Here is a 25,636-nt window from a genome sequence, read left to right as displayed (position 1 = left end):
ATAAAGATAAAAAGCTGCATTCCGAAGAATGCAGACGAGATTTGGAGGAGACAGGCGGATGGAAATGCGGATGGACCCCGACCGACTGCTGAAGGCCATCACGGAAGAAGAAAATAAGGAGAACCGCGGGCATCTGCATATCTTCTTTGGCTATGCGGCGGGCGTTGGCAAGACATATGCCATGCTCAAAGCCGCTCATGCCGCCAAGCGGCACAATATCGACGTAGTTGCGGGATATGTGGAGCCGCATATGCGCCCCGCAACCACGGCGTTGTTAAATGGGTTGGAGCTGCTTCCCTGCCGTGAAATCGAGTATAATGGAATTCGGCTCAGGGAATTTGATTTGGACGCGGCCCTGCGGCGTAAGCCACAGTTGATTTTGGTGGATGAACTGGCGCATACCAATGCCAAGGAATGCCGCCATGCAAAACGATATCAGGACGTAGAAGAGCTTTTGAATGCGGGCATTGACGTATATACGACCGTCAATGTCCAGCATATCGAAAGCCTTTGTGATATGGTGGCGTCGATCACGAACGTAGTAGTGCATGAACGCATTCCCGATCGGATTTTTGACAATGCCTATCAGGTAAAGCTGGTGGATATTGAGCCGGAAGAGCTGATCGCGCGTCTGAACGAAGGAAAGGTCTATCAGGAGAATCAGGCGCAAAAGGCGGTGCAGAATTTCTTCACTATCGAGAATCTGACGGCTCTGCGGGAGATTGCCCTGCGGCGCTGCGCCGACCGGGTCAATAAGCTTTCGGAAAATGCGCGGATCAAAAGCAAAAGCGATTACTATACGGATGAGCATATCCTGGTCTGCCTGTCGTCTTCCCCAACAAACGCAAAGATCATTCGCACGGCGGCCCGGATGGCTCGGGCTTTTAACGGAAATTTTACGGCCCTGTTCGTGGAAACCCCGTCCTTTTCGACTATGAGCGAGGAAAACCGCAAGCGCCTGCGCAACAATATGCATTTGGCGGAACAGCTGGGGGCGACGGTGGAAACGACCTATGGGGAGGATATCGCCTTGCAGATCTCGGAATATGCCCGGGTGGCGGGTATCTCAAAAATCGTATTGGGGCGGAGCAGCGCCAGGAAAAAAGCATTTTTGGGGAAGCAGGCATTGACGGAAAAGCTCATCGCCTATGCCCCCAACCTGGATGTATATATCATTCCCGATTCCGCCACAGTCGCTTATGAGGAGCGAAAGGCCCGGAAAAAGAAGGCAGAATTTCAGGCAGGGGATGTGGCAAAGAGCGCGGGGGTTCTGCTGGCGGCGACGCTCATTGGCTTTGCCTTCAGCGCGCTGGGATTCAGCGAGGCCAATATCATCACGGTTTATATTTTGGGTGTGTTGATAACGGCGGTCATCACCAGCCAGCGGATCTACAGTCTTGTGTCCTCTGTGCTCAGCGTTCTGGTTTTCAATTTCTTCTTCACGGAGCCGATTTTCACCCTGAATGCCTATAATTCCGGCTATCCGGCGACATTTTTGATTACGTTTATCGCGGCGTTTATCACCAGCAGCCTGGCCGTGCGGATCAAGCAGAATGCCCGGCAGGCCGCGCGTATGGCATACCGGACTAAAGTCCTTCTGGATACCAACCAGATGCTTCAGCAGGCAAAGGATAAATATGAGATTGTCTCCATCACGGCCAACCAGCTCATTAAGCTCCTGCGCCGGGATGTCATTTTCTATTTCGCGGAAGATGGGCTTTTGGGGGATCCCATCACCTATCCCTGCGGAGAGAGGGAATTTGATGAGGAGTGCGTTTCTGAAAACGAGAGGGCCGTTGCGTCCTGGGTACTCAAAAATAATAAGCATGCCGGGGTCACAACGGCGACGCTCGCCAATGCCAAATGCCTCTATCTGGCGGTTCGCGTAGGCAGCCGGGTCTATGGCGTGGCGGGAATCGTCATGGGGGAGACGGAGCTGGATTCCTTTGAAAACAGCATTATGCTTTCGATTTTGGGCGAATGCGCCCTGGGATTGGAAAATGAGCAGACGGCTTTTGAAAAAGAGCAGGCAGCGATTCTCGCCAAGAATGAACAGCTCCGGGCCAATCTGCTCCGGTCAATTTCCCATGATTTGCGCACTCCGCTCACCTCGATTTCCGGAAATGCCGGAATTTTGCTCTCGGATGAAGAGGGCATCCCGCCGGCGAAACGCCGGGAGCTTTATGGCAATATTTATGACGATTCCCTCTGGCTGATCAATTTGGTGGAAAACCTGCTGTCGGTCACCCGGATTGAGGATGGGACCATGAAGCTGCGAATGACTACCGAGCTTCTGGATGAGATCATTGGTGAAGCTATGCAGCACATAGACCGCCGCAGCAGCGAACACAATGTTCAGGTGAAGTCTGCCGATTCCTTTGTCCTTGTCAAGGTGGATGCGCGGCTGATTATGCAGGTGATTATCAATCTGGTGGATAATGCTGTCAAATATACGCCGGCGGGCTCGGATATTACGATTGAGACAGAAACATCGGGCTCCTGGGCTACGGTCACCGTCGCGGACAATGGCGGGGGTATATCCGATGATGCCAAAACGCATATTTTTGATATGTTCTATACGGGAGATACCAAGGTGGCAGACAGCCGCCGCAGCCTGGGGCTGGGGCTGGCGCTCTGCAAATCCATCGTTGCGGCCCACGGCGGAAAGATTACCGTATCCGACAACAAACCCCATGGCGCCGTCTTTGCTTTCACTTTACCCATAGAGGAGGTTACGCTTCATGAATAAACCGCTGATTTTGGTGGTAGAGGACGACTCTGCCGTCCGGAATTTGATTACTACGACGCTGGAAACCCATAATTATCGGTATCAGGCGGCGCCAACCGGAGAGGCCGCCATTTTGGAGGCAGTTTCCTATAATCCCGAGGTCATCCTGCTGGATCTGGGCCTGCCGGATATGGATGGAATCGATATCATCCGGAAAATCCGGACCTGGTCTAAAGTGCCGATTATTGTAATCAGCGCGAGAAGCGAAGATACGGACAAAATCGACGCATTGGATGCCGGGGCGGACGATTATCTGACCAAGCCCTTTTCCGTGGAGGAGCTTCTGGCGCGGCTGCGGGTGACCTTCCGGCGGCTGAACGACACGGGGAGAAGCGGCCCCCAGGATTCTGTGTTCACCAATGGGGATTTGAAAATTGATTACGCGGCGGGATGTGTTTATATGAAGGATAAGGAGCTGCATCTGACGCCCATCGAATATAAGCTGCTCTGCCTGCTGGCGAGAAATGTGGGGAAGGTGCTGACGCATACCTATATCACAAAAGAGGTGTGGGGCAGCGCCTGGGATAACGATGTGGCGTCCCTTCGCGTATTTATGGCCACGCTGCGTAAAAAGATCGAGGCGGACCCTTCCAATCCCCGCTATATCCAGACCCATGTGGGTGTGGGCTACCGCATGCTGAAAAACTAGAAAACAGGCGTTTTTGATAGCGAACAAGGGGAAAACAGAAGTTTCCTCTTTGCGGCGGTGAGAGATATCGCCGAAATGACAGCAGACGAACACAGAGCTTCGTGCGCCGGGAAATCCAGGCATGCACAAGGAAAAGAGAGGCCGGGACGTTCATTGCACGATACGCGGCAAAGATATGATATAATAAAGACAGCATGGGCTGTCTTTATTTTTTGTAAATCACTTGGCGGATAGACGGAGGGGAAAATTGAAACTGCTTCATATATCAGATTTGCATTTGGGAATATCTTTTTTGGGAGAGCCTCTTTTGGAATATCAGCGGGCATTCTGCGACTTTCTGGCGGAAACAGCGGTCAAGAGAAAAGTACGGGCGGTTCTCGTGAGCGGCGATGTATTTGACCGGGCGGTTTCCAGCGCGGAGGCCATCGCTCTCTATGACGATTGGATCACAAAGCTGTGCCTGAAACATGGCATTGCTGTCTGCATGATTGCCGGGAACCACGATGGCGCCGAGCGGCTGGCATCCTGCAGCGCCCTTCTGCGTCATGCCGGGTTCTATGTCGCCGGGCGGCTGCAAAGCCCTCTGGTCCCGATCTGTCTGGAAGAAGAGGGAGAAGCGGTGGAAATCTATCTGCTGCCCTATTTTCAGCCGGAAGAGGCCCGGGCAGTTTTGGAAAACAGCGAGATCCGGACCATGGAGCAGGCAATGGCGGAGCTCTTTGCAGGAATACAGAAAGAAGGGAGTATCCGACGTATCCTGCTGGCCCATTGCTTTGCTGCCGGTGGGGAAACCTCGGACAGCGACCGAGCCGCGCTTGTGGGCGGCGCGTCCCGGGTGGGCGCGGAGGTTTTTTCGGCCTTTGATTATGTCGCCCTGGGGCATCTCCACCGTCCCCAGAATATCGGCCAAAATATGCGCTATGCGGGTTCGCCGCTGAAATACTCCTTTTCTGAGGAAAACCAGCAAAAATCCATGACGCTTCTGGATACCCGGACTATGGAGCGGGAAGAGATCCCCGTGCCGCCTTTTTATGGATGCAAAACCATCCGGGGGGCCAGGGAAGAAGTCTGGCGGGAAGAGCCGGATGCCCAAAATTTCATCCGGATCGAAGTGACGGATGAACCCATGACATCCATCCTTCACGAGACACTGAAAGAAAAATTTCCGCATCTTCTGGTGGCGCTGGGCCGCAGGCCCGAGACTATGCGCCATGGGCATACCGTGGAGGAAATGCACCAGCTGACGCCGGAGAGCCTGCTGGATGCCTTCCTGATGGAAACGGCGGGGCAGCCGCCGTCGGCCGCAGAAAGAGAATGGTTCAAAAAGGCGCTGGACGCCGTCCAGCAAGCAGACATGCAGTGAGGTGAGAGCAATGATTCCCATAACTTTGCGGATGGGGGCCTTTGGGCCTTATGCAAAAGAAGAGACGATTGATTTTTCCTACTTTCAGGACAGCGGGCTGTTTTTGATCTATGGCCCGACCGGCGCGGGGAAATCTGCCATTTTGGACGGCATGACCTACGCTCTTTATGGAAAGAGCAGCGGGGGCGTGCGGGGGGATTTTTCCTCCATGCGCTGCCAATATGCGGCAGAGGGCCAGCCCACATTTTTGGAGCTGACATTTTCCCACCGCGGCGAAACCTATCGCTTTTCCCGTTCCCTCCGGGAAGTCCGGAGGAAGGGCCAGCGGGACTATGAGGAACAGATTTCCGCCGGGCCGCTGCGGGAAGGGGTGCTTTATCCCTTTGCGGCCAACATAAAGAAACGGAACGCCGAGGAATATGCGGTATCGCTCCTGGGGCTGACCTATGAGCAGTTCCGGCAGGTGGTCATGCTTCCTCAGGGACAGTTTGAGCGGTTTTTGCTGGCAGACCCGTTGGAAAAAGAGGAAATACTGACGACGCTTTTCGGCACCGGAATATGGAACCAGGCGGCAGCCTGGCTGGGGGAGCAGGCAAAAGAGAAAAAACGGGCGCTGGATGCAGTCCAGCAGCGCCTGGAGATCCTCTGCGCGCAGGCTGGCGAAGAAACGCCGCAGGCGGCTTATCAGAAGCAGGAGGAGCAAAAAGAGCGGCTGGATATTTTGCAAAAAGAAGCAGGAAAAATGCAAAGAGAGCTGCGGAGGCTGGAGACAGAATTGGCCAGTGCCCGGGAGATTTCCTTGTGTTTTCAGAAGCGGCGGGAAGCGCGGCAAAAACAGGAGGAGCTGCGGGCGCGGCTGGGAGAGATGGAAAAAATGCGGGCGCAGTTGGCTTTGGCCCAGGCGGCCCAGCAGGTTCAGCCCTATATGGAAGAAGCCCGGCGCGCCCGGGAGCAGGAAAAGCGCCGCGGGGAAATATGGAGGGAAAAGGCAGATGCCCTGGAAGAACTGAAGGAAAAATATAATAATATAAAAAAGAAAAGGGAAGCCCTTCCCCTTCGGGAACAACAGGCGGAGGAGCGTTCTCTGGCGATTCAGGTTTGGGAAAAGCGCCTGCAAAGCTGGCAGACCGTCAAGAAAAACCGGGCGGAATATGCGGCGTTGATCGAAAAAGAAAAAGAGGCTGCCGGCGCGCTGGAAACCTGGGAAAAGAGACACGGCGAGAATGCGGCGCTTCTTCGGGAAACGGCGGAACAACTGGCGCAGACAAAAGAAAAAATACAGGGAGAAAAAGAAATCTGGATAGAGAAATGCCAGGTTCTGCGGGAATGCCGGGAATTGGCAAAGAAGGCAAAAACGGCAGAAAACGCTCTTATGGAGCTGGAGAAAGACCGGTCGGCGGCCCAAAAAGAACTAGCAGAGTTTGCGAAAAAAAACAGAGAGCGGCAGGAAACCTATGATGCTCTGCATGCGGAATATTTTCAGGATGCAGCCACGGCGTTGGCGGAGACGCTCCATCCGGGAGACAGATGCCCGGTCTGCGGAAATATATGCCGGGAGCTGGTTTGCAGCCATTCGGCGGCAGGAGTGGTTTGGGAACAGGTGGAGCAGGCAAAACAAGAATGGGAGAGCGGAAGACAGGCGGAAAATGACGCGAAAACCGCATTGGCCGTTTTGGGGAACCGCCGGGAGATTCTTTTGGAGCAAAAGGACTCGGTGAACCGCCAGATTTTGGAGCGAAATGCGGGCCTTCCCTTCCGGGAGGAGGATTTGCAGGAGGCTGAAAGACATGTTGCCGGGATCTCTGCGGGAGAACGGCAGGCCGCGGAACTGGAAAAAGAGCTGGAAAAAAGGAATCAGAAAGGCCGGGAACTGGAAACCGGGATCTCCGAAAGGAGAGAGGCATACCATAAGCTCCAGATGGAGCGGGCCGAGACAGAGGGACGCTGCCGCATTCCCGAATCCGATGAAATTGCGGACGAGAAGGAATTTACCTCAAAGCTGGAAAGACGAAAAAAAGAACTTTTGGAGGAAAAACAGCGCCTGGAAGAATTTCGCCAAAAGGCTACGCAGGCGGAAATTTCCTTGAGCAATGCAGAAATTGAGGAAAGGAACAGCAGGAAAGAATGGGAAGCGGCAAAAGCGGAATGCCGCCGACGGCAGCAAAAGGCGAAAGAAATGCTGGATGCCTCGGGCTTTGCGCAGGCAGAGGATGCCCAGGCGGTATGGATGGAGCCTGGAAAAACGCAGGAGATGCAGGAGGAAATCCGGGAGTATGATGCGCAGGTTCTTGCGGCGGCGCAGGAGGCTGCTGCGTTGGAAAAACAGCTGGCAGGGCAGGAAGAACCTGACCTGGCGGCGCTGGCAATGCAGGCCAGGCGGGTGCAGGCAGAATGGGAGGAGACGCAGAAACAGGCAAACTATCTGGAAAAGGAATGCGAAGTGGGGGAGAAACAGTGCGGGCAAATGCGGGAAGAAGAGGAAAAATTGGAGAAGCAGCGGCCGGAAGCTGAGATGCTTCTATCCTTTGCCGCCCGTCTCCGCGGAGATCAGGGGATCAGCATGGCCCGATTTGTGCTGGGCGTGATGCTGGACGCCGTCACAGAAGAGGCCAACCGGCTGTTGGAAAACGTCCACGGGGGGCGGTATAAGTTGTTCCGCATCACGGGAAATGTGGGGCGGCAGAGGAAGGCGGGGCTGAATCTGCAGGTGTTTGACGCCTATTCCAGCCAAAACCGCAGCGTGGGGAGCTTGTCCGGCGGCGAAAAATTTCTGCTGGCGTTGGCTCTTTCCCTGGGGCTGTCTTCCTGCATCCAAAAGCAGGCGGGAGGAATGCAGATCGAGGCCATGTTCATCGACGAAGGGTTCGGGTCTTTGGATGAGGGCTCGATTTCCGACGCCATGCTCATGCTCTCTTCGGTAAAATATCTGCGCCAGCTCATCGGCATCATCTCGCATGTCCGATCCATGCAGGAGAATATTCCCCAGGCCATCGAGGTCTGTAAGGAAAGCGAGGGAAGCCACATCCGCCTGCATATCTGAAATTCATAGATCGTTCACGAATCCGCAACGAATCCAACAAATGTGCCGCATATACTAAATACATAAGCAACAGAAACAACGTTGGCAGTTTTTGGAACGGCTCTGGAAAGGGAGGCGGAAGAATGAAGGATCTAGAAAAATATCGAGATGGAAAATATATTACAATAGAAATATGGGATTTTTGGAAGGCGTCGGGTGAACTGCCCATGCTGCTGCAGACGGCGCAGCTTTTGGATATGCGCATACAGGTCGTATATCACGCGGAAAATGCCCAAAGTGAATTCGCAAAAATCGCCGCACTGGAAAACGCTCTGCGGCAGACCGAGAGACCTTTTGAAATGACAGTTCTGTTCAAAAACCAGGAGGAAAATATCAACCGCCGGCTTTTGCGGGATGGGTATACATGTTATTGAGTGTATAGATTCATATGTTCACAATTTATTCATAAATTATTCATCATTTGTCCATATCTAAACTTTAAACTAAATGTAATAAAATCGTAATAAATTATAAGGGATTTTATCACATTTTGTTTGGGCTTATGAGGAGGACATGATGTTAAAAAAGGGCATTGGCGCGATTTGTGCCGGATTACTTGTTTTTACACTGTTCATAGGAGGTGCCTTCGCGGCAACGACGCGTTCGCAGGTCTTGATGCGCGGCGATAGGGACGAATGGGTTACCGAGCTTCAGGAAGCCCTGCATGAAAAGGGATATTTAAAGGTAAACCCCACCGGCTATTTCGGAACGGATACCCAGGCGGCGGTCATGGCCTTTCAAAAGGATGGAAATATCACGGTAGACGGCAAAGCCGGCCCGGTGACCCGCAAGCTTCTTCTGGGCGATAATTTCCACGAGATTGACGAGAACCGGCTCAATGGGAGCAACAATGAGGACAACCTGGATTTCTCCACGCTGCGCCAGGGTGACCGGGGCGACGATGTAACCAAAGTACAGGAGCGCCTGAAGGAGCTGGAGTATTATGACTATTCCAAGATCACGGGCTATTTCGGCACGATCACCCGGGATTCGGTTATCAAATTCCAGCGGACACATAATCTGACGGCAGATGGGACTGTGGACGAGGCTACGAAAAACCTCATGTTCTCCAGCTCCGCCAAATATTATATGATGCGCAGGGGCGACAGCGGCGAAGATATTCGTGATCTGCAAAACCGCCTGAAGGAATTGGGCTATTTTAATTCCACAGCGACGGGTTATTATGGTTCGATCACCAAGCAGGCGGCGATTGATTTCCAGAAGAATCATGGCCTGACGGCTGATGGCATCGTGGGAAAGAATACAAGGGCGATCCTGTTCTCGGATGATGCAAAGCCGGCTGACAGCAAGCCTTCCAATGGAAATGCGGCGCAGAAGCCGGAGGATGATGCTGATTCCGAAGAGCCGGCAGAACAGACTGGCGTTGAGAAGTTTATCAGCGTAGCGGAAGGGCGTTTGGGAAAAGCCTACGTTTATGGCGCGGAAGGCCCCAATACCTTTGACTGCTCGGGACTTGTCTATTATTCCTTTAGAAACGCCGGCGTGAAGATTTCCCGGCTGAGCTCCCGCGGTTATGCGGCGGTTTCTTCCTGGGATGATGTGGATTCCATGGACGACCTGAAGCGTGGTGACCTCATTTTCTTCAAGTCGGATACCAGCTCCACCATCAGCCATGTGGCGATTTACTTGGGCAATAATCAGATGATTCATGCTGTGCCCAGCAGCGGAGCAGTTGTGAAAGCCTCTCTTTCCACATCGTATTGGACGAGAAACTTTGTTTCTGGAAAACGGGTTTTCTAAAATATAAAGAATTATAAAGATACCGGAAAATCCGGTATCTTTTTTTGTGCAGAAAAAACATATTTTATTAAACAAAACATCCAAAAATTGTAAAAACAAAGCAGGTATAGATCTCATTTCCGATGGAAAACCTAAAAGGCAGATAGGGTTTCCTGCGTGCGCGCCGCAGGAAAAATTTGCTGAATTGGGGGACCATTGGTGATTAACAAAGTTGAAATTTGCGGGGTAGATACATCGAAATTGCCAATTATACCCGAGCAGGAGCTGAAAGAATACTTTCGGCGCATCTATGCCGGGGATACGCAGGCGCGCGAGGAATTTATACAGGGGAACCTGCGGCTGGTGCTGAGCATCGTACAGCGGTTTGCCATGCGCGGTGAAAATATGGACGATCTTTTTCAGGTGGGATGTGTGGGACTTATTAAGGCTATCGATAACTTCAAAACCGAATTGGATGTAAAATTCTCCACTTATGCCTGCCCGATGATTATTGGGGAGATCCGAAGGTATCTGCGGGACAATAACGCCATCCGGGTGAGCCGTTCCCTTAGGGATACGGCTTATAAAGCCTTTCAAGTGCGCAATGCACTGGCGGGAAAGAACAGCGAGGAGCCCAGCATCGATGAGATTGCAAAAGAAATGCAGCTTCCCACCGAAGAGGTGGTATTCGCGCTGGATGCGATCCAGGACCCCATTTCGCTTTCCCAGCCGGTCTATCAGGACGGCGGGGACGCTCTCTATGTCATGGACGGCATCGCAGATGAGCGGAATTCGGATGAAATCTGGCTGACCTCCATCGCCTTGAAGGATGCGGTTGCCAAGCTCAACGAGCGGGAAAAGAACATCATCTATATGCGGTATTTTGACGGCAAGACGCAGATGGAGGTTTCCGAGGAAATCGGGATCAGCCAGGCGCAGGTATCGCGGCTGGAAAAATCGGCAATCCTGCACATGCGTAAAAGCTATACATAAGGGAGAACTGCAAAGGCTGCCAGAGGACAGCCTTTTTTTTGCCTTTTCGCATGGTTTTATGATATGATAGGGACAGCAAATGAGGAAAAGGAGCGGCAAACGCATGAAAAAAGCGCAAATCCGGATAAAAAAACTCAGGGAGGATGCTGTAGTCCCCACCTATGGCTCTCCTTATGCGGCAGGAGCGGATCTATATGCCTGTCTGGAAGAAGAACAGGTGGTTTCTCCTGGACAGACCGTCATGTTCCATACGGGAATCGCCATGGAAATCCCCGAGGGCTATGCGGGGCTGATCTTTGCCAGAAGCGGCCTTGCCTCCAAAAGAGGGCTGGCCCCGGCCAACAAGGTGGGGGTAGTGGACAGCGACTATCGCGGAGAATTTATGATCGCGCTGCACAACCATTCGGATGTGCCCCAGACGGTTCTCCCGGGAGAGCGGATCGCCCAGATGGTGATTACCCCGGTTCTGGCGGCGGAATTTTTGCAGGTGGAGGAGCTGGAAGAAACCCAGCGAGGCTCCGGAGGATTCGGCTCCACAGGCCGCTGAATGCAAAAATAGGAAAGAGGCTTGGCAGACAGAAATATCGCGGCAGAGGGAGCTCCCTCTGCCGTGGTTCTTTTGGAAACAAAAAGTAAAGGACGGAGACATTTTTTTATGTAAAATCCTCCAACTATAGAATCTTTCCAGTGGAGGAGAAAAGAGGCGTTTCCCCCGCGGATGGAGCGCCGCAGGGAAAATATAGAAAATGTGAAAAAAGGGATTGACTCTGACGCGGCGTCATGGCCTATGCTTATTTTGGAGGTGAGAGAATGCTCCTTTCTATCGGAGAAGTGGCAAAACTCATGGGGATCAGTGTGCGCACCCTGCGATATTATGACGCCATTGGCCTGCTCAGGCCCTCTGCGGTAACTCCGGCCGGATATCGCAGTTATGATGAAAAGGCCATGGAAACATTGCAGCAGATTCTGTTTTTCCGGGAATTGGGGTTTCCCCTGGGCGAGATTGGAGAGATTCTCCGGCATCCGGAATATGACAAACGGCAGGCGCTCAAACGGCGCCGGGAGCTTTTGCTCCTGGAACGGGCACGGTTGGATGCGCTTCTGCAGATTGTGGAGAACACATTGGAGGGAAGAGCAATGAAAAAGGCTGGAGTGACAGCGCAACAGATTCAAAGCCGAAAAAGGGCATATGCGGCAGAGGCCCGGGAACGGTGGGGGAAAACAGAGGCATACCGGGAATGGGAGGAAAAAAGCCGCAGGCAAAGCCCGGAAAAGAAAGCGGAGGCCCAGAGGGCGGCGGAAGGGATTTTCGCTGGTTTCGCGGCGATCCGGGACCAAAATCCCGGCGGGCCGGAAGCGCAGGCAATGGTGAAAAAATGGCAGGATACAGTCACAAAATACTACTATACCTGCACAAAAGAAATATTAGCCGGCTTGGGGCAGATGTATGTCGGCGATCCGCGGTTTTATGAAACCTTAGACGCTTATGGCGCGGGAACCGCCGCGTTTATGAGCAGGGCCATTCGCATATACTGCGAAAACGGCAGGAAATAAGCCTGCTGAAACGAAAAAAGCAGAAAAAAGAACGCTTCTCATGCGGACGGGCATCCGCGGGGAAGCGTTTATTCAATGCGGGAAGGGGAATCCCCTATAATTCATCATCCAACAGTTGGATGCTCTCCACCTGGGTAATGTTTGCCGGATATGTGGTAAGGATATCCCCGGTAAAAGTGATGGAGACACGATCACCGACATCCAGATCCTCCAGCGAAATATCGGTATACCGCCATGTGATGCTGGTTTCTTCCGCCACAGAGAAGAAAAAATCGCCCCGGAAATTGATATCGTTGACCTCCAAACCCGCAACGTGCAGCGTGCTGCCCTGTATATCGGAAATCATGGCGTAAAAGGTCTGGGAAGCGGTTGGGGTCGCATTTTCCAGCCGGTCATAGGCGGTTTTATAGCCGATGAAATAAAACACTCCGGCAATGAGAGCGCTGAACAGCAAAAGGGCAATGGCAAATAAGATAGTTCTTTTTCGCTTTGTCATAGCGCCGCCCTCCTGGAATTGTGGTTGTTTACAGAGAGTATAGCACACAAAAAGCACGGCGGCAATGACATCCGCAAAACATCCGTTTGCGGCAGGGAAAAAAGGCGGGTCTGCCGGTGGGATGGTTTTCAGAGCATTTTCTGCACATCCCGCTGCAGACGCTTGATGATGCGCTTTTCCAGGCGGGAGATATAGCTCTGGGAAATGCCCAGGGCATCCGCTACCTGCTTTTGTGTCTGCTCCTTATAGCCGGAAAGACCGAACCGCATGCTGATGATGCGTTTATCCCGGGAGGGCAGATGGGATACAGCCTCCTCGATGAGGGAATGCTCTACGTCGTTTTCGATCTGCCGGAAGACAATATCGCTCTCGGTTCCAAGAATATCGGATAACAGAAGTTCGTTGCCGTCCCAATCCACGTTTAACGGCTCATCCAGGGATACCTCGGTTTTGATGCGGACACTACGCCGCAGATACATGAGGATCTCATTTTCGATACAGCGGCTGGCGTAGGTGGCCAGTTTGATATTCTTGCTGGTATCAAAGGTGTTGACGGCTTTGATGAGGCCGATGGTGCCGATGGAGATCAGATCCTCCAGCCCAATGCCCGTGTTGTCAAACTTGCGGGCAATATAGACGACCAGCCGGATATTCCGCTCGATAAGCGCCTTGCGGACGCCGGTTTCCCCGTGAGCCAGACGGTCGATCAATCCGGCTTCCTCGGATTTGGAAAGCGGCGGGGGAAGGGCTTCGCTTCCGTTGATGTAATATACCTGCCGCCCCAGCAGCAACAGACGGATGATTTTTTGATACATACGGTTGACGATATTTTGCAAGATGATACCCCCTTAGGATGGAATGAGAAGCAGACGCGGGCCGAGCAGCGCCGTATAGTTTTCGTTCAGCGGCTGGTCGCAGAGGGCGATATATGCCTTGGCGGCATAGGTTTTGCCCTCCGCAGTCAGAAGGAGAGAATCGGGAAAAAAGGAAACCAGCATTCCTTTTCCCGAAACGGTTTCCAAGGGAAAGAGCATGAGGCGCAGCCCCGCGGCGCGGGAGGATTCCCATTCTTCCAGGCAGAGCTTACTTTTGAGAGCCGGCGTGATCTGCGAAAACACCGCGTCCTGGCTGGCAATGATGACGCTTCTGCCGGAAAGATCCCGCAGGTGGTTGCCCGTATCCAAAAAGGCATCCAAATGGATGGTTTCCCCGGCGAGAGTGGCGGACAGATGATAGGCTGTCTGCTGCCGGGGATAGTGGCGGCGGGACAGGTATTCGATGAGAAGGACCGCCGCTGTTCCGCCAAGCAGCAGATACCGCAGGACGGGAAGATTGATGAATGCGCCGGAATAGGTTTCCCGGGAGAAGAAATACATGGCGGCAAAGCAGGCTCCGCCAAATAAAAAAGTGGCCGCATAGAACAGGGCAGCCGTCCGCAGGAAGTTTTTCCATGGCTTCCATGTTCTCGCGCATAGGAGCATGAGGAGGGAAACCAGGAGCTTGCAGGGAAAAGACTGCAAAAACGGCAGAGCCACGGCCGCCGCAGCATAGACTGCTCCCAGGGCGGCGCCTCCGCAAACTCTTCCCAGCCGCGCTTTTTTTTCGGAAAAACGCAGCGCCAGATAGAGCAGCAGAAAGTCCATCAGGAAATTATCCAGCAAAACGAACTCTACATAGACCTTCTGCATATCCATTCACCTCACCACACAGTGGTTACAGTATATAGTACGCCGGGAAAAAAAGATGTAGAACTACGCGCGGCAAAATTTCCAAATGTAACAAAAGCCGGCAGCAACAAAAAGAGGAACGGCGGGATCTGCCCGAAAACCGCAGAAACCGGCAGCTTTCCCCGGAACCGCGCATCCTGTCCCGGCGAAAAAGGGCAAAAGAAAACCGCCGGTTTTGAAAAAACACGGCGGAGAAACGGCCTGTTATTTGTATTCGTGAAGTGTCACATGAAAAATCTTTTCCGGCATGCCGACGCGGTATATATGGGCGCTCAGCAAATCCCTCTCGTTGAACTGCCGGTATAAATCCTTATAAAACCGTGCGCGTTTTCGATAACATTCCTGGGCCGTTCGGATATCCGTCATTTGAAATTCCACGGTATCCCCGGTTTTCAGCTGGGCGAGGCGGGGCAGATCCACGCTGATGACGCTGGCAATCTTGGTGTATCCCCCGGTGGTCTGGCGGTCGGCCATGAGAACGATGGGCTGATCCTGGGGCACCTGGATCGCACCCATGGGAATGCCGTCGGAAATGATGTTGCCGTCGCGTCCCTCTTTATGGGCGATGGCGGGGCCGGAAAAACGGTATCCCATCCGGTCGTTCTCCCCGGTCACCGTATAGACAGAGGATAGGAAGGTTTGAATGCCATCCTCCGAAAAAGCGTCAAACTGCGGCCCCGGGATGACCCGGAGAACTTGATGCGGGGTTTTGGGAAAGCCAAAATTCTGCCCCAAAAAGCGCCAGGGCATATTGGGCAGAGAGGAGACAGGGGCGGCAAAGGGAATGCTGTCGCCCGCCCGCAGGGCGCGTCCGTCCAGACCGCCGATTTTGCCCTTGAGATAGGTGGAACGGCTTCCCATGACCGGCTGAATTTCCAATCCGCCGGCAAAGGCGATATAGGCACGGCAGCCTTCCCGGACTGTCCCCAGCTTTAAAACACTGCCCGCCGCCGCCAAATAGGCCCGGTTATTTTCGATGGGCTCCCCATTGAGGGTGGGGGAAAAATCCGCGCCGGCAATGGCAAACACATTGGCGGCTGAAAACCGCAGGGAAGGGCCGGAAATGGTGACCTCCATTGCCGCCTCCTCCGGCCGGTTGCCGGCAAGAAGATTGGCGATGGCCAGAGAATCGGCATCCATCGCCCCGGAAACCGGAACGCCAAACCGCTGATAGGCCGGGCGTCCCGCATCCTGAATTGTGCTCAAAAATCCGCTTGCTAAAACTTCGATCAACGTGTCTGCTCCTTATGGTTTGGATTCGAAATCCGTGGGAGGTTCGCCCTTGATCCGGCAATATTCCTCCCGGGAGATGGGGACGAACTGAATGCGCTGTCCTGCCTCAAAAAGAATGGGGGTCTCCCGGTGCGCGTCATAGAGGACCAGAGGCGTCTGGCCAATGATCTGCCATCCGCCGGGGGATTCCAGGGGATAGATGCCCGTCTGGCTTCCCGCAATGCCAACGGACCCCGCCGGCAGCTTCACCCGGGGCACCGAGAGCCGCGGTGTGGCGATGCGCGCATCCATGCCGCCCATATAGGCAAAGCCGGGCGTGAAGCCCAGCATATAGATAAGATAGCGGGGCGCTGCATGCAGACGGATGACCTCGCTTTCGCTCAGGCCGTTATGCGCGGCTACTGTTGCAAGATCCGGGCCGCTGGCGCCGCCATAATAGACAGGAACCTCCACGATTTCTCCCGCCGGCAGCCGGATGTCCCGGGTTTGCTGCACCAGCTCTTCCAGAGCCGCGATCAGGGCGTCATAGAAAATGACATCCGGTTCATAGTGCACCATCACGGAACAGTAGGTGGGGACGATTTCCGTGATGCCGGGAATCCGGCGTTCCTTCAAAAGATGGCAGAAGGCGCGGATCTGGTTATGAATTGTCTCGCTGATCTCGTTGCCGAATTCCACGCTCAAAGCCCGGTCTGAGCTATGGAGATAGCGTATCTGACAGTTTTCCAACATTTTTTCCTCACACGATTTCTTCCAGCGGAGCCACGGCAATGCCCTCTTCGGTCAGCTTCTGCCGGATGAGGTTCACAAAGGCCACGGCGTTTTTGTTATCCCCATGGACGCAGATGGACTGGCACTTAAGGGGGATATCCTTCCCGGTGATGGTGGTCACCATGCCGGTTTTTATCATCTTGACGATGCGGGCCAGGGCGATAGACTGGTCGTGGATCACGCTGCCATCCATGCGCCGGGGCGCCAGGGTGCCGTCGTCCATATAGGCGCGGTCGGCAAAAAATTCGCTGGCCGCCCGCATGCCGGCTTCCTGGGCGGCCTGAATCATCTGGCTTCCAGCCAGGCCCAGCAGGATGATCTGGGGATCAAATTCGTGAACCGCCCGGCAGACTTCCCGGGAAAGGGCGATATCCACGGCACACATATTATAAAAAGCGCCATGCGGCTTGATATGCTGAATTGACAAGCCGTGGGCTTTGGCAAAGCCATAAAAGGCTCCCAGCTGGTATTTCGTATATGTATAGGCCTCATAGGGGGTGATGGCCATATTGCGCCGCCCAAAGCCCAAAAGATCGGGAAAACCCGTGTGCGCGCCGATGGCAACGCCATGTTCTTTGGCCAGGGCGATGGTCTTGTCCATCACCAGCGGGTCACCCGCATGCCAGCCGCAGGCAATATTGGCGGAAGAGACATATTCGAGCACTTCGCCGTCAAGCCCCAGGGTATAATTTCCAAAGCTTTCGCCCAAATCCGAATTTAAATCGACTTTTAACATATATCATTCTCCTCTAATCCGAGAGTTCGGAGTTTTTCACATCGGTAATAAACATATAGCCGGGGGCATGCGTGATGACGATGGGCGGCTTCACGTTCATGACTACCGCCTGCGGCGTCACGCCGCAGGCCCAGAACACCGGGATTTCACCCTCCCGGATCTCCACTGGATCGCCGAAATCCGGATGATCCAGGTCGCGGATGCCGATCATTTCGGGGCTGCCGATGTGGAGCGGCGCACCGTGTACCTTGGGATAGCGGCCGGTAACCGTAACGGCCTTGACCACCCGCTCATGCGGAATGGGGCGCATGCTGACCACCGTGGGGCCCGAGAAAGCTCCTGCCGCCCGGCAGGGGATGTTTGTGATATACATGGGGACGTTGCATCCCATTTCCATATGCCGGATGCCGATGCCCTCATCCAAAAGAGCGGATTCAAAGGTAAAGCTGCATCCGATGAGAAAGCTCACAAAATCGTCCCGCCAAAAGGGGGAAACGTCGGTATATTCTCCCGTGCAGACGCCATTTTCATAAACGCGATATAGGGGAATATCCCGGGCAATGTCACTGCCCGGTGCTGTTTGGACAAATTCCCGGGAACCCGCGTCGCTTACCTCCAGAATCGGGCAGGGTTTGGGGTTGCGCTGGGTAAAAAGCAAAAAGTCAAAGGCAAGCTCCCGCGGCAAAACCACCAGGTTTCCCTGGGCATAGCCGCCGCACATGCCGGATGTGGGGCGGACGAGCTGCCCGGATCGGAACTGGGAGCGGAGAACGGATGGCGCTGAATGATAGTATTTCTGCATATTTTTCACACCTCGAAGGAGAGTATAGCATAAAACGGGGATTTTTTCCAGACGCAAAAGACGAGAAAATGCAGCATGAAGAAACAATCTTTGCAGAAAAAAAACTTTCCGTTTCCGCGATTTTGATATATAATACATAAGTATAATGGGGATAGATTTTGGATACTTTTCACTAAAGAGAGGAAACACATATGAGAAAGACGAAAATTGTTGCAACACTGGGGCCGGCCAGTAACAATGAAGATATTATCCGCGATATGATTCTGGCGGGGATGAACGTCGCCCGGTTCAATTTTTCCCATGGAGACTATGAAGAACATCTGGGGCGGCTGAACATGCTGAAAAAAGTCCGCGAAGAGCTGGGAATTCCGGTGGCGGCGCTTCTGGATACCAAAGGGCCGGAAGTGCGGCTTAAGAAATTTGAGGGCGGGAAAGCCATCCTGCAGGAAGGCGATACTTTCACGCTCACGACCGAGGACGTGATGGGAAACAGCCAGCGGGCGTCGATCACCTATATGGGTCTTCCGGCCGATGTGAAAGAGGGGGATAAAATTCTTTTAGACGACGGCCTGATTGAGCTGAAGGTTCTCTCCACCACGGCCGAAGATATTCTGACCCGCGTCATCAACGGCGGCGTGATTTCCGACCGCAAGGGCGTAAATATCCCCGGTGTGTTCCTTTCCATGCCTTATTTAAGCAAGAAAGATGAAGAAGATATTGTGTTTGGCATCGAAAACGGATTTGATATCATTGCCGCATCTTTTGTCCGGTGTGCGGACGATGTGATGCAGATCCGAAAGGTTCTGGATAAACACGATAACACATCCATCCGCGTCGTGGCGAAAATTGAAAGCGCAGACGGCGTGAAGAACAGCGCCGAGATCATCCGCAGCTGCGGCGGCATTATGGTGGCCCGGGGCGATATGGGTGTGGAAATCCCGCTGGAGGATGTTCCGGTGCTGCAGAAAAAACTCATTCATCAAGGCTATGTGGCGGGCCGGCAGGTCATTACGGCGACGCAGATGCTGGAAAGCATGATTACGAATCCCCGGCCCACACGGGCAGAGAGCACGGATGTGGCCAACGCCATCTATGACGGAACCAGCGCCATCATGCTGTCGGGCGAGACAGCCAACGGCAAATATCCCGTGGAGGCGGTGCGCACAATGGCGCGGATCGCCGAGCGCACAGAACGGGATATCAACTATAAAAAGCGGTTTTTCATGGCAAACGAGCGGGAAAATGACGATGTTACCGGCGCAATTTCCCATGCAACCTGCACAACGGCCTATGACCTGAACGCGGCAGCCATCATTACCATCACAAAATCCGGACAGACGGCAAAAATGGTGTCCAAATTCCGTCCCAGCATTCCCATCATCGGATGTGCCATGGATGATACCGTTCTGCGGCAGCTGAATCTCTCCTGGGGTGTGACGCCGGTGAAGCTCAAGGAACAGACCAGCACCGACGCGTTGTTTGCCCATGCCATTGAAGAGGTGAGCAAGGCCGGATTGGTGAAAAATGGGGATCTGGTGGTCATGACGGCGGGAATTCCCCTCGGCATGTCGGGAACCACCAACATGATCAAGGTGCATATTGTGGGCGATGTGCTCGTGCGGGGAAAAGGAGTCAACGGGCTTTCCACCTGCGGCAACCTCTGTGTCGCCAAGACGGAAAACGACGCCCGGAGGAATTTTAAGGATGGAGACATCCTCTGCATTCCCTATACGACCAACAGCATGATCGATATCATTCGCCGGGCTTCCGGTATTATTGCGGAAGAAAAGGGTGACGAATCCCATGCGGCGATCCTGGGGATGGCCCTGGATGTGCCGGTGATTATCGGGGCGACCTGCGCGGCCAGCGTTTTAAAGAGCGGAACGGTTGTCCGGATCGACGCTGCTCAGGGAACGGTCAGCAGCGCCGGGGAACAAGAGGCCTGACCGGCAAGAAAAAATGGAAATTCGGCCCTCCTTCGCATATATATGAACATATGGGCGAAGGAGGGTTTTTTATGCGATTTTGCAAGCTGCGTCAAAAAGAAGTTGTCAATGTCATCGAGGGATGCTCTTTGGGTTACATATCCGACCTTGTGATCGACGAATGCACGGGGAAGATATGCGCGCTGGTGGTTCCCGACCGCTGCGGGCTGATGGGGTTCTTCAAAAACCGGGATATCATCATCCCCTGGAAAAACATCTGCAAAATCGGGGAGGACATTATTCTGGTGGAAGTCGATCCCGTCGCCTGCGTGCGGGAATAAGGGGCAAAAAAACCGTGCAATCCGGAACAGAATGTGATATAATCGGCATATACTCGAATGAAGGGGAGACCTGTGTTATGAAATGTATTTACTGCGGCTATCCGGAAAGCAAGGTTGTCGATTCCCGTCCCCTGGACGAGGGGGTTTCCACGCGCCGGCGGCGGGAATGCCTGAAGTGCGGCCGACGGTTTACCACCTATGAAAAGGCCGAGCAGATGCCCATGATGGTGATTAAAAAGGATGGCAGCCGGGAAAATTTCGATATCAACAAGATCAAGCGGGGAATTATGAAAGCCTGCGAAAAGCGCAATGTCTCCACAGATAAGATTGAGGATATGGCGCTGGAGATCGAGCGGCAGGTATATAACAGCGTGGAAGCGGAAATTCCCGCGGAAAAAATCGGGGACATGGTGATGGATTCCCTGAAGGATGTCGACCAGGTGGCCTATGTCCGCTTCGCCTCGGTATACCGGGAATTCAAGGATGTGAGCACCTTTATGGAAGAGCTGAAAAAGCTGGTGGCGGAGAAGAAATAGATGGATTTGCAGGCCTATCGGGCGAAGATCCGGCGGGGATTTCGCCAAAACACAAAGGACGGCGTCGTTTATTTCACCATTCCATCTTTTGAAGAACTGGGATTTCTGCGCCATGGGTTTATGTCCCGCATCGGCGGAGTCAGCCGAGGATGTTTTTCCAGCCTGAATCTCAGCTTTAAACGGGAGCAGGACGAAAAAAATATTTTTGAAAACTTTAAAATCGCCGCGAAAACTCTGGAAATAGATCCGGAAAGCCTTGTGCTCTGCCACTATGAACATGGGACAAACATCGCCTTTGCCGGGCAGGAGCATTTTGGAATGGGCATTTGGCGGGAAAACACGCTGCCCTTCTGCGATGGTGTGGCGGTGAGCGAACCGGGGGTTACGGCAGTCACCATTCATGCCGACTGCAATCCCATCTTCTTTGCAGATAAAAAGGGGCGCGCAGCAGGCGTCTGCCATGCCGGATGGCGGGGGACATACGGCGATGTGATCGCCACCATTGTGCGGAAATTCCGGGAGGAAAAAGGAATCCGGCCGGAGGAGATTCTCTTCGGAATCGGCCCGTCTATCGGCCCCTGCTGCTTTGAAGTGCAGGAAGATGTGGGTGGGAAATTCCGGGAAAAATTCGGCGGGCTGGTGCTGGAACATCGGGAAGGCAGGATGTATGTCGATTTATGGAGCGTTCTGCTTTTGCAGATGGAGGCCCATGGAGTGCCGCCGGAAAACGTCACCTTAAGCGGGCTGTGCACATATTGTAATACAGACTTGTTTTATTCCTACCGCCGGGATCACGGACAAACGGGCGCCATGGGCTCGTTCATTCAGATCCAGCGGTAGCGGACAATGCAATAGGAAAAACAGGTTGCCTGGCGCAGCCTTTTTTTATCAGATTTTATGGTGAAAAAGCGGCGCATAGGCAAAAAAATACAAGTTTGCGGCCGCGGCAGTTGGCAGCGGCAAGAAGGGAAAGGAGGAAACGATGATTTATCTGGATCATGCGGCGACGACAAAAATCCGGGATGAGGTTTTTGACGCCATGCTTCCCTATCTGAAAGAGGAATATGGAAATCCCTCCAGCGTCTATGCCCTGGGGAGAAGCGCCCATAAGGCGCTGGATCGGGCGCGGGAGCAGGTGCGCGCGGCGCTGGGGGCCCGGGCGGCCCGGGAGATTTTCTTTACAGGGTGCGGGACCGAGAGCGATAATTGGGCCATTCGGGGCGCAGCTTTGGAAAATGTAAAGAAGGGCAGACATATTATTACGACAAAGGTGGAGCATCACGCCGTTTTGGATTCGTGTAAATATCTGGAAAAGCTGGGATGGGAGGTCACATATCTGGATGTGGATTCCTCCGGGCAGGTCAGCGCCGGAGATGTGGCGGGTGCGATCCGTCCGGACACCGTTCTCATCAGCGTGATGTTCGCCAACAATGAAGTGGGAACCATCAATCCCATTCGGGAAATCGGGGAGCTGGCCCGGGAAAAGGGCATACTGTTTCATGTGGACGCCGTACAGGCGGTGGGACATGTGCCCATCGACGTGGAGAATATGGGAATCGATATGCTCTCGCTTTCCGGCCATAAATTCTATGCTCCCAAAGGAGTGGGGGCGCTGTATATCCGAAATGGGGTCACAATAGAGAAATTTTTGCAGGGCGGCGCCCAGGAGCGCCGGCGCCGAGCCGGGACGGAAAATGTAGCTTCGATTGTTGGGATGGGGGAGGCGATTACACTGGCCATGCAGGAAATGCCGGAGGAAACGCGCCGCCTCGGGAAGCTCAGCGCCCATATGCTTTCCCGCCTGCAAAAAGAGATTCCTGGGACACGGCTCAACGGGCATGCGGAAGACCGATTGCCGGGAAATGTGAATATTTCGCTGCCCTCTGTCCGCTCGGAGGCTGCGCTCTTTCATCTGGATCTGGAGGGAATCGCCTGCTCCAGCGGATCGGCCTGTACGTCCGGCTCGGTGGAAGCGTCGCATGTGCTTCTGGCCATGGGGCTTTCCGAGCGGGAGGCGCGAAGTGCCCTCCGGTTTACCATGGGCCGGGAGACAACCCGGGAGGAGCTTGACCGGACAGTGGATGTGTTAAAAAAAATCGCGGAGCAAAAGGAAAAATAGTCATTTAATAAAAAAGCGCAAAACCGCCCTGAAAGGGGCGGTTTTTTTTGAAAAATTTGCATAGTGTATTTTTCCAAAAACTGTGCAGGATAAAACTGAAAATAAAAAAAGAGAGGAGTGTTGCACCATGCGAGGGAATCTTATCTTTGGGCTGGTTGCAGGCAGCATGGTCGGCGCCGCCGCGGCCGTCATCGCCATGCCGTATGTGAAGCCGCAGGTGAGAAGGGCAATCCGAAAGGGCAGAAGAACCATGAACTGCGCCCTTCACAAAATTTGCCATTGACATGCGAAAAGCCGCTTTCTGCCGGACCGGGGAGGGCGGTTTTTTATGGCTAAAAGGGCAGAATATAACCGCGTGGCAGAAAAGTTGTAACCACTTTGTAAAACCTGGGAAAAACGTCGGTTTATTTTGAGATTTGCCGAAAATAACTGGATCGGTTTTATTGAAATACCGCCGGATATAGTATATAATGGAAGTGGCATAAGGAAGGAGAACTGGAATGAAGAAGCTAGATCAGACGACGACCTTTGTTTTATCCAAAGAAATGGAAAATCCCGCGCGCGGCATCATCAAGCTGGTTTGCGACGCCATGCGGGAAAAGGGATATGATCCCCAAAACCAGTTGGTTGGGTATATCCTTTCCGGCGATCCGACATATATCACAAGCCATAACGGCGCCCGCAAGCTACTGACCCGGCTGGATCGGGACGAGCTTTTGGAAGAAATTGTATCCAGCTATATTGAAACGCTGAATTAGAGGTTTCCCATTGATTTATACAAAAAAAATTATGGGGCTGGATGTGGGCGATAAGCGGATCGGCATTGCCTTTTCGGATGCCCTGCGTATTACGGCCCAGGGATATGAGACATATACCCGCCAAAGCGAGAGCGAGGACGTTGCCCATATCAAAGAGCTATTTTTGCAGCAAAATGCAGAGAGTATCGTCTGCGGGCTTCCCAAAAACATGAACGGAACGATTGGGCCGCAGGCAGAAAAGGTGAGGGCATTTGCCGCCCTGGTGGAAGAGGCGACAGGAACGGAAATTATTTTTTCCGACGAGCGCCTGACAACGGTTTTTGCGGAACGGGCGCTGTTGGAGGCGGATGTCAGCCGGAAAAAGCGCCGGAAGGTGATCGACAAGCTGGCGGCTGTGACCATTTTGCAGGGCTATCTTGATTCATTAAAGTAAAAAGAAAAAGAGAGGAAATATCCCATGAGTGAGAAGGAAAATCAGGTTTTGAATGAAAATATCCTGGAATTGACGGATGATGAGGGCAACAAGGTGCAGTTTGAACATCTTTTGACCTTTGAATACGGCGAAAATTTCTATGTTTCGCTGTTGCCCGTTACACCTCTGGAGGACTTTGAGGACGGCGAAGTGTTGATTATGCGTTTGGAGGAGGATGGAGACGACGATATTTTCCTTCCGGTGGAAACCGAAGAGGAGCTGGAAGGCGCCTGGAACGCATTCCTTGAGCTGTATAACGATGAGGACGAGGAAGAGGACGGCGAATAAAGAGGAAGAGGAATTCCAACACACCTTTCCGAAAGGATGGGTGTGTTTTTATTTGCGGATTTTGGGGAAAGTTTGATTTGCTCACGAAAGCCTTAACCGTTTTTTTGAACTTCAAAAGAAAAGCATATACAATCTTAATGAATCATCTCATAAGATAGGTTTATAAAAACAATATGGCATGAAAAGATCTGTATCAAGGGGAGTGCGAGATGAGAGAGGAACGGCTGACGCCGCAGGAAGCCCTGCGAAAATATCGGGAAGAAGAAAAGATCCAGGACCGGGGGCGCCTGAAAGTATTTCTGGGATATGCGCCGGGCGTCGGGAAAACATACACCATGCTTGCTTCCGCCAACCGCATGCTGAAGCGGGGGCGCGATGTGGTGATCGGGTATTTTGAGCCGCATAGCCGAAAGGACACAATCGAGCAGCTGGGAGACCTGCCGCAGATCCCCACGATTGAAATTACCCACTGCGGAATCCGGCTGCATGAGATGGATACCCAGGCCATTATTCAGAGGCATCCGGATACCGTGTTAGTAGATGAGCTGGCCCACACCAATGCTCATGTGCCATAAAGTAACACAAAGAATTTGATAGACAGCAGCCCTATTCCGTCAAAAAAATTTCTTAGACATAAAGTAAGAAATATGTTATACTGAAAAATAAATCTTAGAGGAAGGCGGTGAACAGATGGCGGGAAAAAGTAAGTACACTTTTGAAAGTAAAATCCATGTGTACAGGGCAACCAAGCGAATGACGCAGCAGGAACTTGCCGATTTAGTCGGTGTGTCCCGCCAGACCATCATGCAGCTTGAACGAAACCGTTACAACCCATCTATGCTCTTGGCATATAGTATTGCGAGGGTGTTTGATGTTACGATTGAAGATTTATTTGATTTTAAGGGGGCATAGAAAATGGAGGATTTCTTCTATTCCTTGCTGTCTAATCGACAGGCAACTTTTGTTAATATGGTTATTGGTGTTCTGCTGTTTATAGCTCTTTTGTTTCTGTTCTTCTGTAAGAGCAGCCGAGATGAACGCGGCAGGAAAATTATTGGAAAAGCGAGTATCGTGGCATTGATCTGTTTTGGTATTTGTGCTACGCTATTCAGCCAGTATATGCAGTATATTGCTGTTCAGCAATCATCTGGTGGGGAGGTTCTTGTGCTGGACGCATTTTTAGCTGTAAACTCTATTCAGCTCATTTTCAACATAACAGTAATTTTTGAGATAGTAGGAATACTTATTTTAAGGCACAGAGAGTAA

28 protein-coding genes are annotated in these 25,636 nt (G+C 52.8%); 21 read left to right on the top strand and 7 right to left on the bottom strand.

From position 1 onward, the window contains the following. The first annotated feature begins 58 nt into the window (after positions 1-58). The 9 genes from H8693_RS02280 to H8693_RS02240 all read left to right on the top strand — a co-directional run bounded on the left by H8693_RS02280 (position 59) and on the right by H8693_RS02240 (position 12,166). The gene (locus H8693_RS02280) at positions 59-2,749 is read left to right on the top strand and encodes a sensor histidine kinase (RefSeq protein WP_249279623.1); all 2,691 of its coding nucleotides are present in this window, start codon (positions 59-61) and stop codon (positions 2,747-2,749) included. Next, entirely contained in the window at positions 2,742-3,437 is a 696-nt protein-coding gene (locus H8693_RS02275; RefSeq protein ID WP_249279622.1) for a response regulator, read from the top strand. Before H8693_RS02280 ends, H8693_RS02275 begins: the two co-directional genes overlap by 8 nt. Positions 3,438-3,660: 223 nt before the next feature. Next, a complete protein-coding gene (locus H8693_RS02270) occupies positions 3,661-4,800 on the top strand; it encodes a metallophosphoesterase family protein (RefSeq protein WP_330605681.1) in 1,140 nt (379 codons plus the stop codon). Positions 4,801-4,810: 10 nt separating this feature from the next. Next, a complete protein-coding gene (locus tag H8693_RS02265; RefSeq protein WP_249279620.1) occupies positions 4,811-7,840 on the top strand; it encodes an AAA family ATPase in 3,030 nt (1,009 codons plus the stop codon). Positions 7,841-7,962: 122 nt separating this feature from the next. Further along, positions 7,963-8,253, top strand: coding sequence for a hypothetical protein (locus H8693_RS02260; RefSeq protein WP_249279619.1), 291 nt, complete (start codon positions 7,963-7,965; stop codon positions 8,251-8,253). A 139-nt stretch (positions 8,254-8,392) separates the two neighbouring features. Continuing rightward, entirely contained in the window at positions 8,393-9,640 is a 1,248-nt protein-coding gene (locus H8693_RS02255; protein ID WP_249279618.1) for a C40 family peptidase, read from the top strand. Positions 9,641-9,835: 195 nt separating this feature from the next. Further along, positions 9,836-10,612: an RNA polymerase sporulation sigma factor SigG gene (gene sigG, locus H8693_RS02250; RefSeq protein ID WP_249279617.1), complete on the top strand. Its 777-nt coding sequence runs from the start codon at positions 9,836-9,838 to the stop codon at positions 10,610-10,612. Positions 10,613-10,715: 103 nt separating this feature from the next. Further along, entirely contained in the window at positions 10,716-11,159 is a 444-nt protein-coding gene (dut, locus tag H8693_RS02245; protein ID WP_178621744.1) for a dUTP diphosphatase, read from the top strand. A gap of 263 nt (positions 11,160-11,422) precedes the next feature. Then, positions 11,423-12,166: a MerR family transcriptional regulator gene (locus H8693_RS02240; protein ID WP_249279616.1), complete on the top strand. Its 744-nt coding sequence runs from the start codon at positions 11,423-11,425 to the stop codon at positions 12,164-12,166. Between the two features lie 94 nt (positions 12,167-12,260). Here the strand turns inward: H8693_RS02240 and H8693_RS02235 are convergent, their stop codons facing one another. The 7 genes from H8693_RS02235 to H8693_RS02205 form a co-directional block, all read right to left on the bottom strand. Beyond that, positions 12,261-12,662 (bottom strand): DUF3221 domain-containing protein, encoded by a 402-nt coding sequence (locus tag H8693_RS02235; protein WP_249279615.1) that lies wholly within the window; start codon positions 12,660-12,662, stop codon positions 12,261-12,263. Positions 12,663-12,790: 128 nt separating this feature from the next. Further along, a complete protein-coding gene (gene sigE / locus H8693_RS02230) occupies positions 12,791-13,477 on the bottom strand; it encodes an RNA polymerase sporulation sigma factor SigE (protein ID WP_178621750.1) in 687 nt (228 codons plus the stop codon). A gap of 33 nt (positions 13,478-13,510) precedes the next feature. Continuing rightward, positions 13,511-14,350 (bottom strand): sigma-E processing peptidase SpoIIGA, encoded by an 840-nt coding sequence (locus H8693_RS02225; RefSeq protein WP_249279614.1) that lies wholly within the window; start codon positions 14,348-14,350, stop codon positions 13,511-13,513. Between the two features lie 243 nt (positions 14,351-14,593). Beyond that, complete coding sequence (locus H8693_RS02220) at positions 14,594-15,622, bottom strand: 5-oxoprolinase subunit C family protein (protein ID WP_249279613.1); 1,029 nt, start codon at positions 15,620-15,622, stop codon at positions 14,594-14,596. A gap of 12 nt (positions 15,623-15,634) precedes the next feature. Continuing rightward, positions 15,635-16,354: a 5-oxoprolinase subunit PxpB gene (pxpB, locus tag H8693_RS02215; protein ID WP_249279612.1), complete on the bottom strand. Its 720-nt coding sequence runs from the start codon at positions 16,352-16,354 to the stop codon at positions 15,635-15,637. A gap of 7 nt (positions 16,355-16,361) precedes the next feature. Further along, positions 16,362-17,129 carry a LamB/YcsF family protein gene (locus tag H8693_RS02210; RefSeq protein WP_178619748.1) on the bottom strand — a complete coding sequence of 256 codons (768 nt, stop codon included), beginning with the start codon at positions 17,127-17,129 and terminating at the stop codon, positions 16,362-16,364. Between the two features lie 13 nt (positions 17,130-17,142). Then, the gene (locus H8693_RS02205) at positions 17,143-17,931 is read right to left on the bottom strand and encodes a putative hydro-lyase (protein WP_249279611.1); all 789 of its coding nucleotides are present in this window, start codon (positions 17,929-17,931) and stop codon (positions 17,143-17,145) included. Between the two features lie 191 nt (positions 17,932-18,122). On the opposite strand from H8693_RS02205, the gene pyk reads away from it, so the two are divergent. The 12 genes from pyk (at position 18,123) to H8693_RS02145 (ending at position 25,636) form a co-directional block, all read left to right on the top strand. Further along, positions 18,123-19,877, top strand: coding sequence for a pyruvate kinase (pyk, locus tag H8693_RS02200; RefSeq protein WP_249279610.1), 1,755 nt, complete (start codon positions 18,123-18,125; stop codon positions 19,875-19,877). A gap of 71 nt (positions 19,878-19,948) precedes the next feature. Beyond that, complete coding sequence (locus H8693_RS02195; protein WP_249279609.1) at positions 19,949-20,197, top strand: YlmC/YmxH family sporulation protein; 249 nt, start codon at positions 19,949-19,951, stop codon at positions 20,195-20,197. A 77-nt stretch (positions 20,198-20,274) separates the two neighbouring features. Beyond that, positions 20,275-20,733: a transcriptional regulator NrdR gene (gene nrdR / locus H8693_RS02190; RefSeq protein ID WP_249279608.1), complete on the top strand. Its 459-nt coding sequence runs from the start codon at positions 20,275-20,277 to the stop codon at positions 20,731-20,733. Beyond that, entirely contained in the window at positions 20,734-21,573 is an 840-nt protein-coding gene (gene pgeF / locus H8693_RS02185) for a peptidoglycan editing factor PgeF (RefSeq protein WP_249279607.1), read from the top strand. A 142-nt stretch (positions 21,574-21,715) separates the two neighbouring features. Continuing rightward, on the top strand, positions 21,716-22,852 hold the full coding sequence (gene nifS / locus H8693_RS02180; RefSeq protein ID WP_249279606.1) for a cysteine desulfurase NifS: 1,137 nt from the start codon (positions 21,716-21,718) through the stop codon (positions 22,850-22,852). A 127-nt stretch (positions 22,853-22,979) separates the two neighbouring features. Continuing rightward, positions 22,980-23,135 (top strand): hypothetical protein, encoded by a 156-nt coding sequence (locus H8693_RS02175; RefSeq protein WP_249279605.1) that lies wholly within the window; start codon positions 22,980-22,982, stop codon positions 23,133-23,135. A 217-nt stretch (positions 23,136-23,352) separates the two neighbouring features. Next, positions 23,353-23,610 carry an IreB family regulatory phosphoprotein gene (locus H8693_RS02170; protein ID WP_249279604.1) on the top strand — a complete coding sequence of 86 codons (258 nt, stop codon included), beginning with the start codon at positions 23,353-23,355 and terminating at the stop codon, positions 23,608-23,610. Positions 23,611-23,623: 13 nt separating this feature from the next. Then, on the top strand, positions 23,624-24,043 hold the full coding sequence (ruvX, locus tag H8693_RS02165; RefSeq protein ID WP_249280095.1) for a Holliday junction resolvase RuvX: 420 nt from the start codon (positions 23,624-23,626) through the stop codon (positions 24,041-24,043). 24 nt (positions 24,044-24,067) lie between these two features. Next, the gene (locus H8693_RS02160; RefSeq protein WP_249279603.1) at positions 24,068-24,370 is read left to right on the top strand and encodes a DUF1292 domain-containing protein; all 303 of its coding nucleotides are present in this window, start codon (positions 24,068-24,070) and stop codon (positions 24,368-24,370) included. A 209-nt stretch (positions 24,371-24,579) separates the two neighbouring features. Beyond that, positions 24,580-24,945, top strand: coding sequence for a hypothetical protein (locus tag H8693_RS02155; RefSeq protein ID WP_283243720.1), 366 nt, complete (start codon positions 24,580-24,582; stop codon positions 24,943-24,945). 115 nt (positions 24,946-25,060) lie between these two features. Continuing rightward, the gene (locus tag H8693_RS02150) at positions 25,061-25,282 is read left to right on the top strand and encodes a helix-turn-helix transcriptional regulator (protein ID WP_087248191.1); all 222 of its coding nucleotides are present in this window, start codon (positions 25,061-25,063) and stop codon (positions 25,280-25,282) included. Positions 25,283-25,285: 3 nt separating this feature from the next. After that, positions 25,286-25,636, top strand: coding sequence for a hypothetical protein (locus H8693_RS02145; protein ID WP_249279602.1), 351 nt, complete (start codon positions 25,286-25,288; stop codon positions 25,634-25,636).

Source organism: Guopingia tenuis (genome assembly GCF_014384805.1).
Lineage (GTDB): Bacteria > Bacillota > Clostridia > Christensenellales > Christensenellaceae > Guopingia > Guopingia tenuis.
The sequence above is the reverse complement of the archived record's forward strand: the minus strand, read 5'-3'. Positions and strand labels throughout refer to the sequence as shown.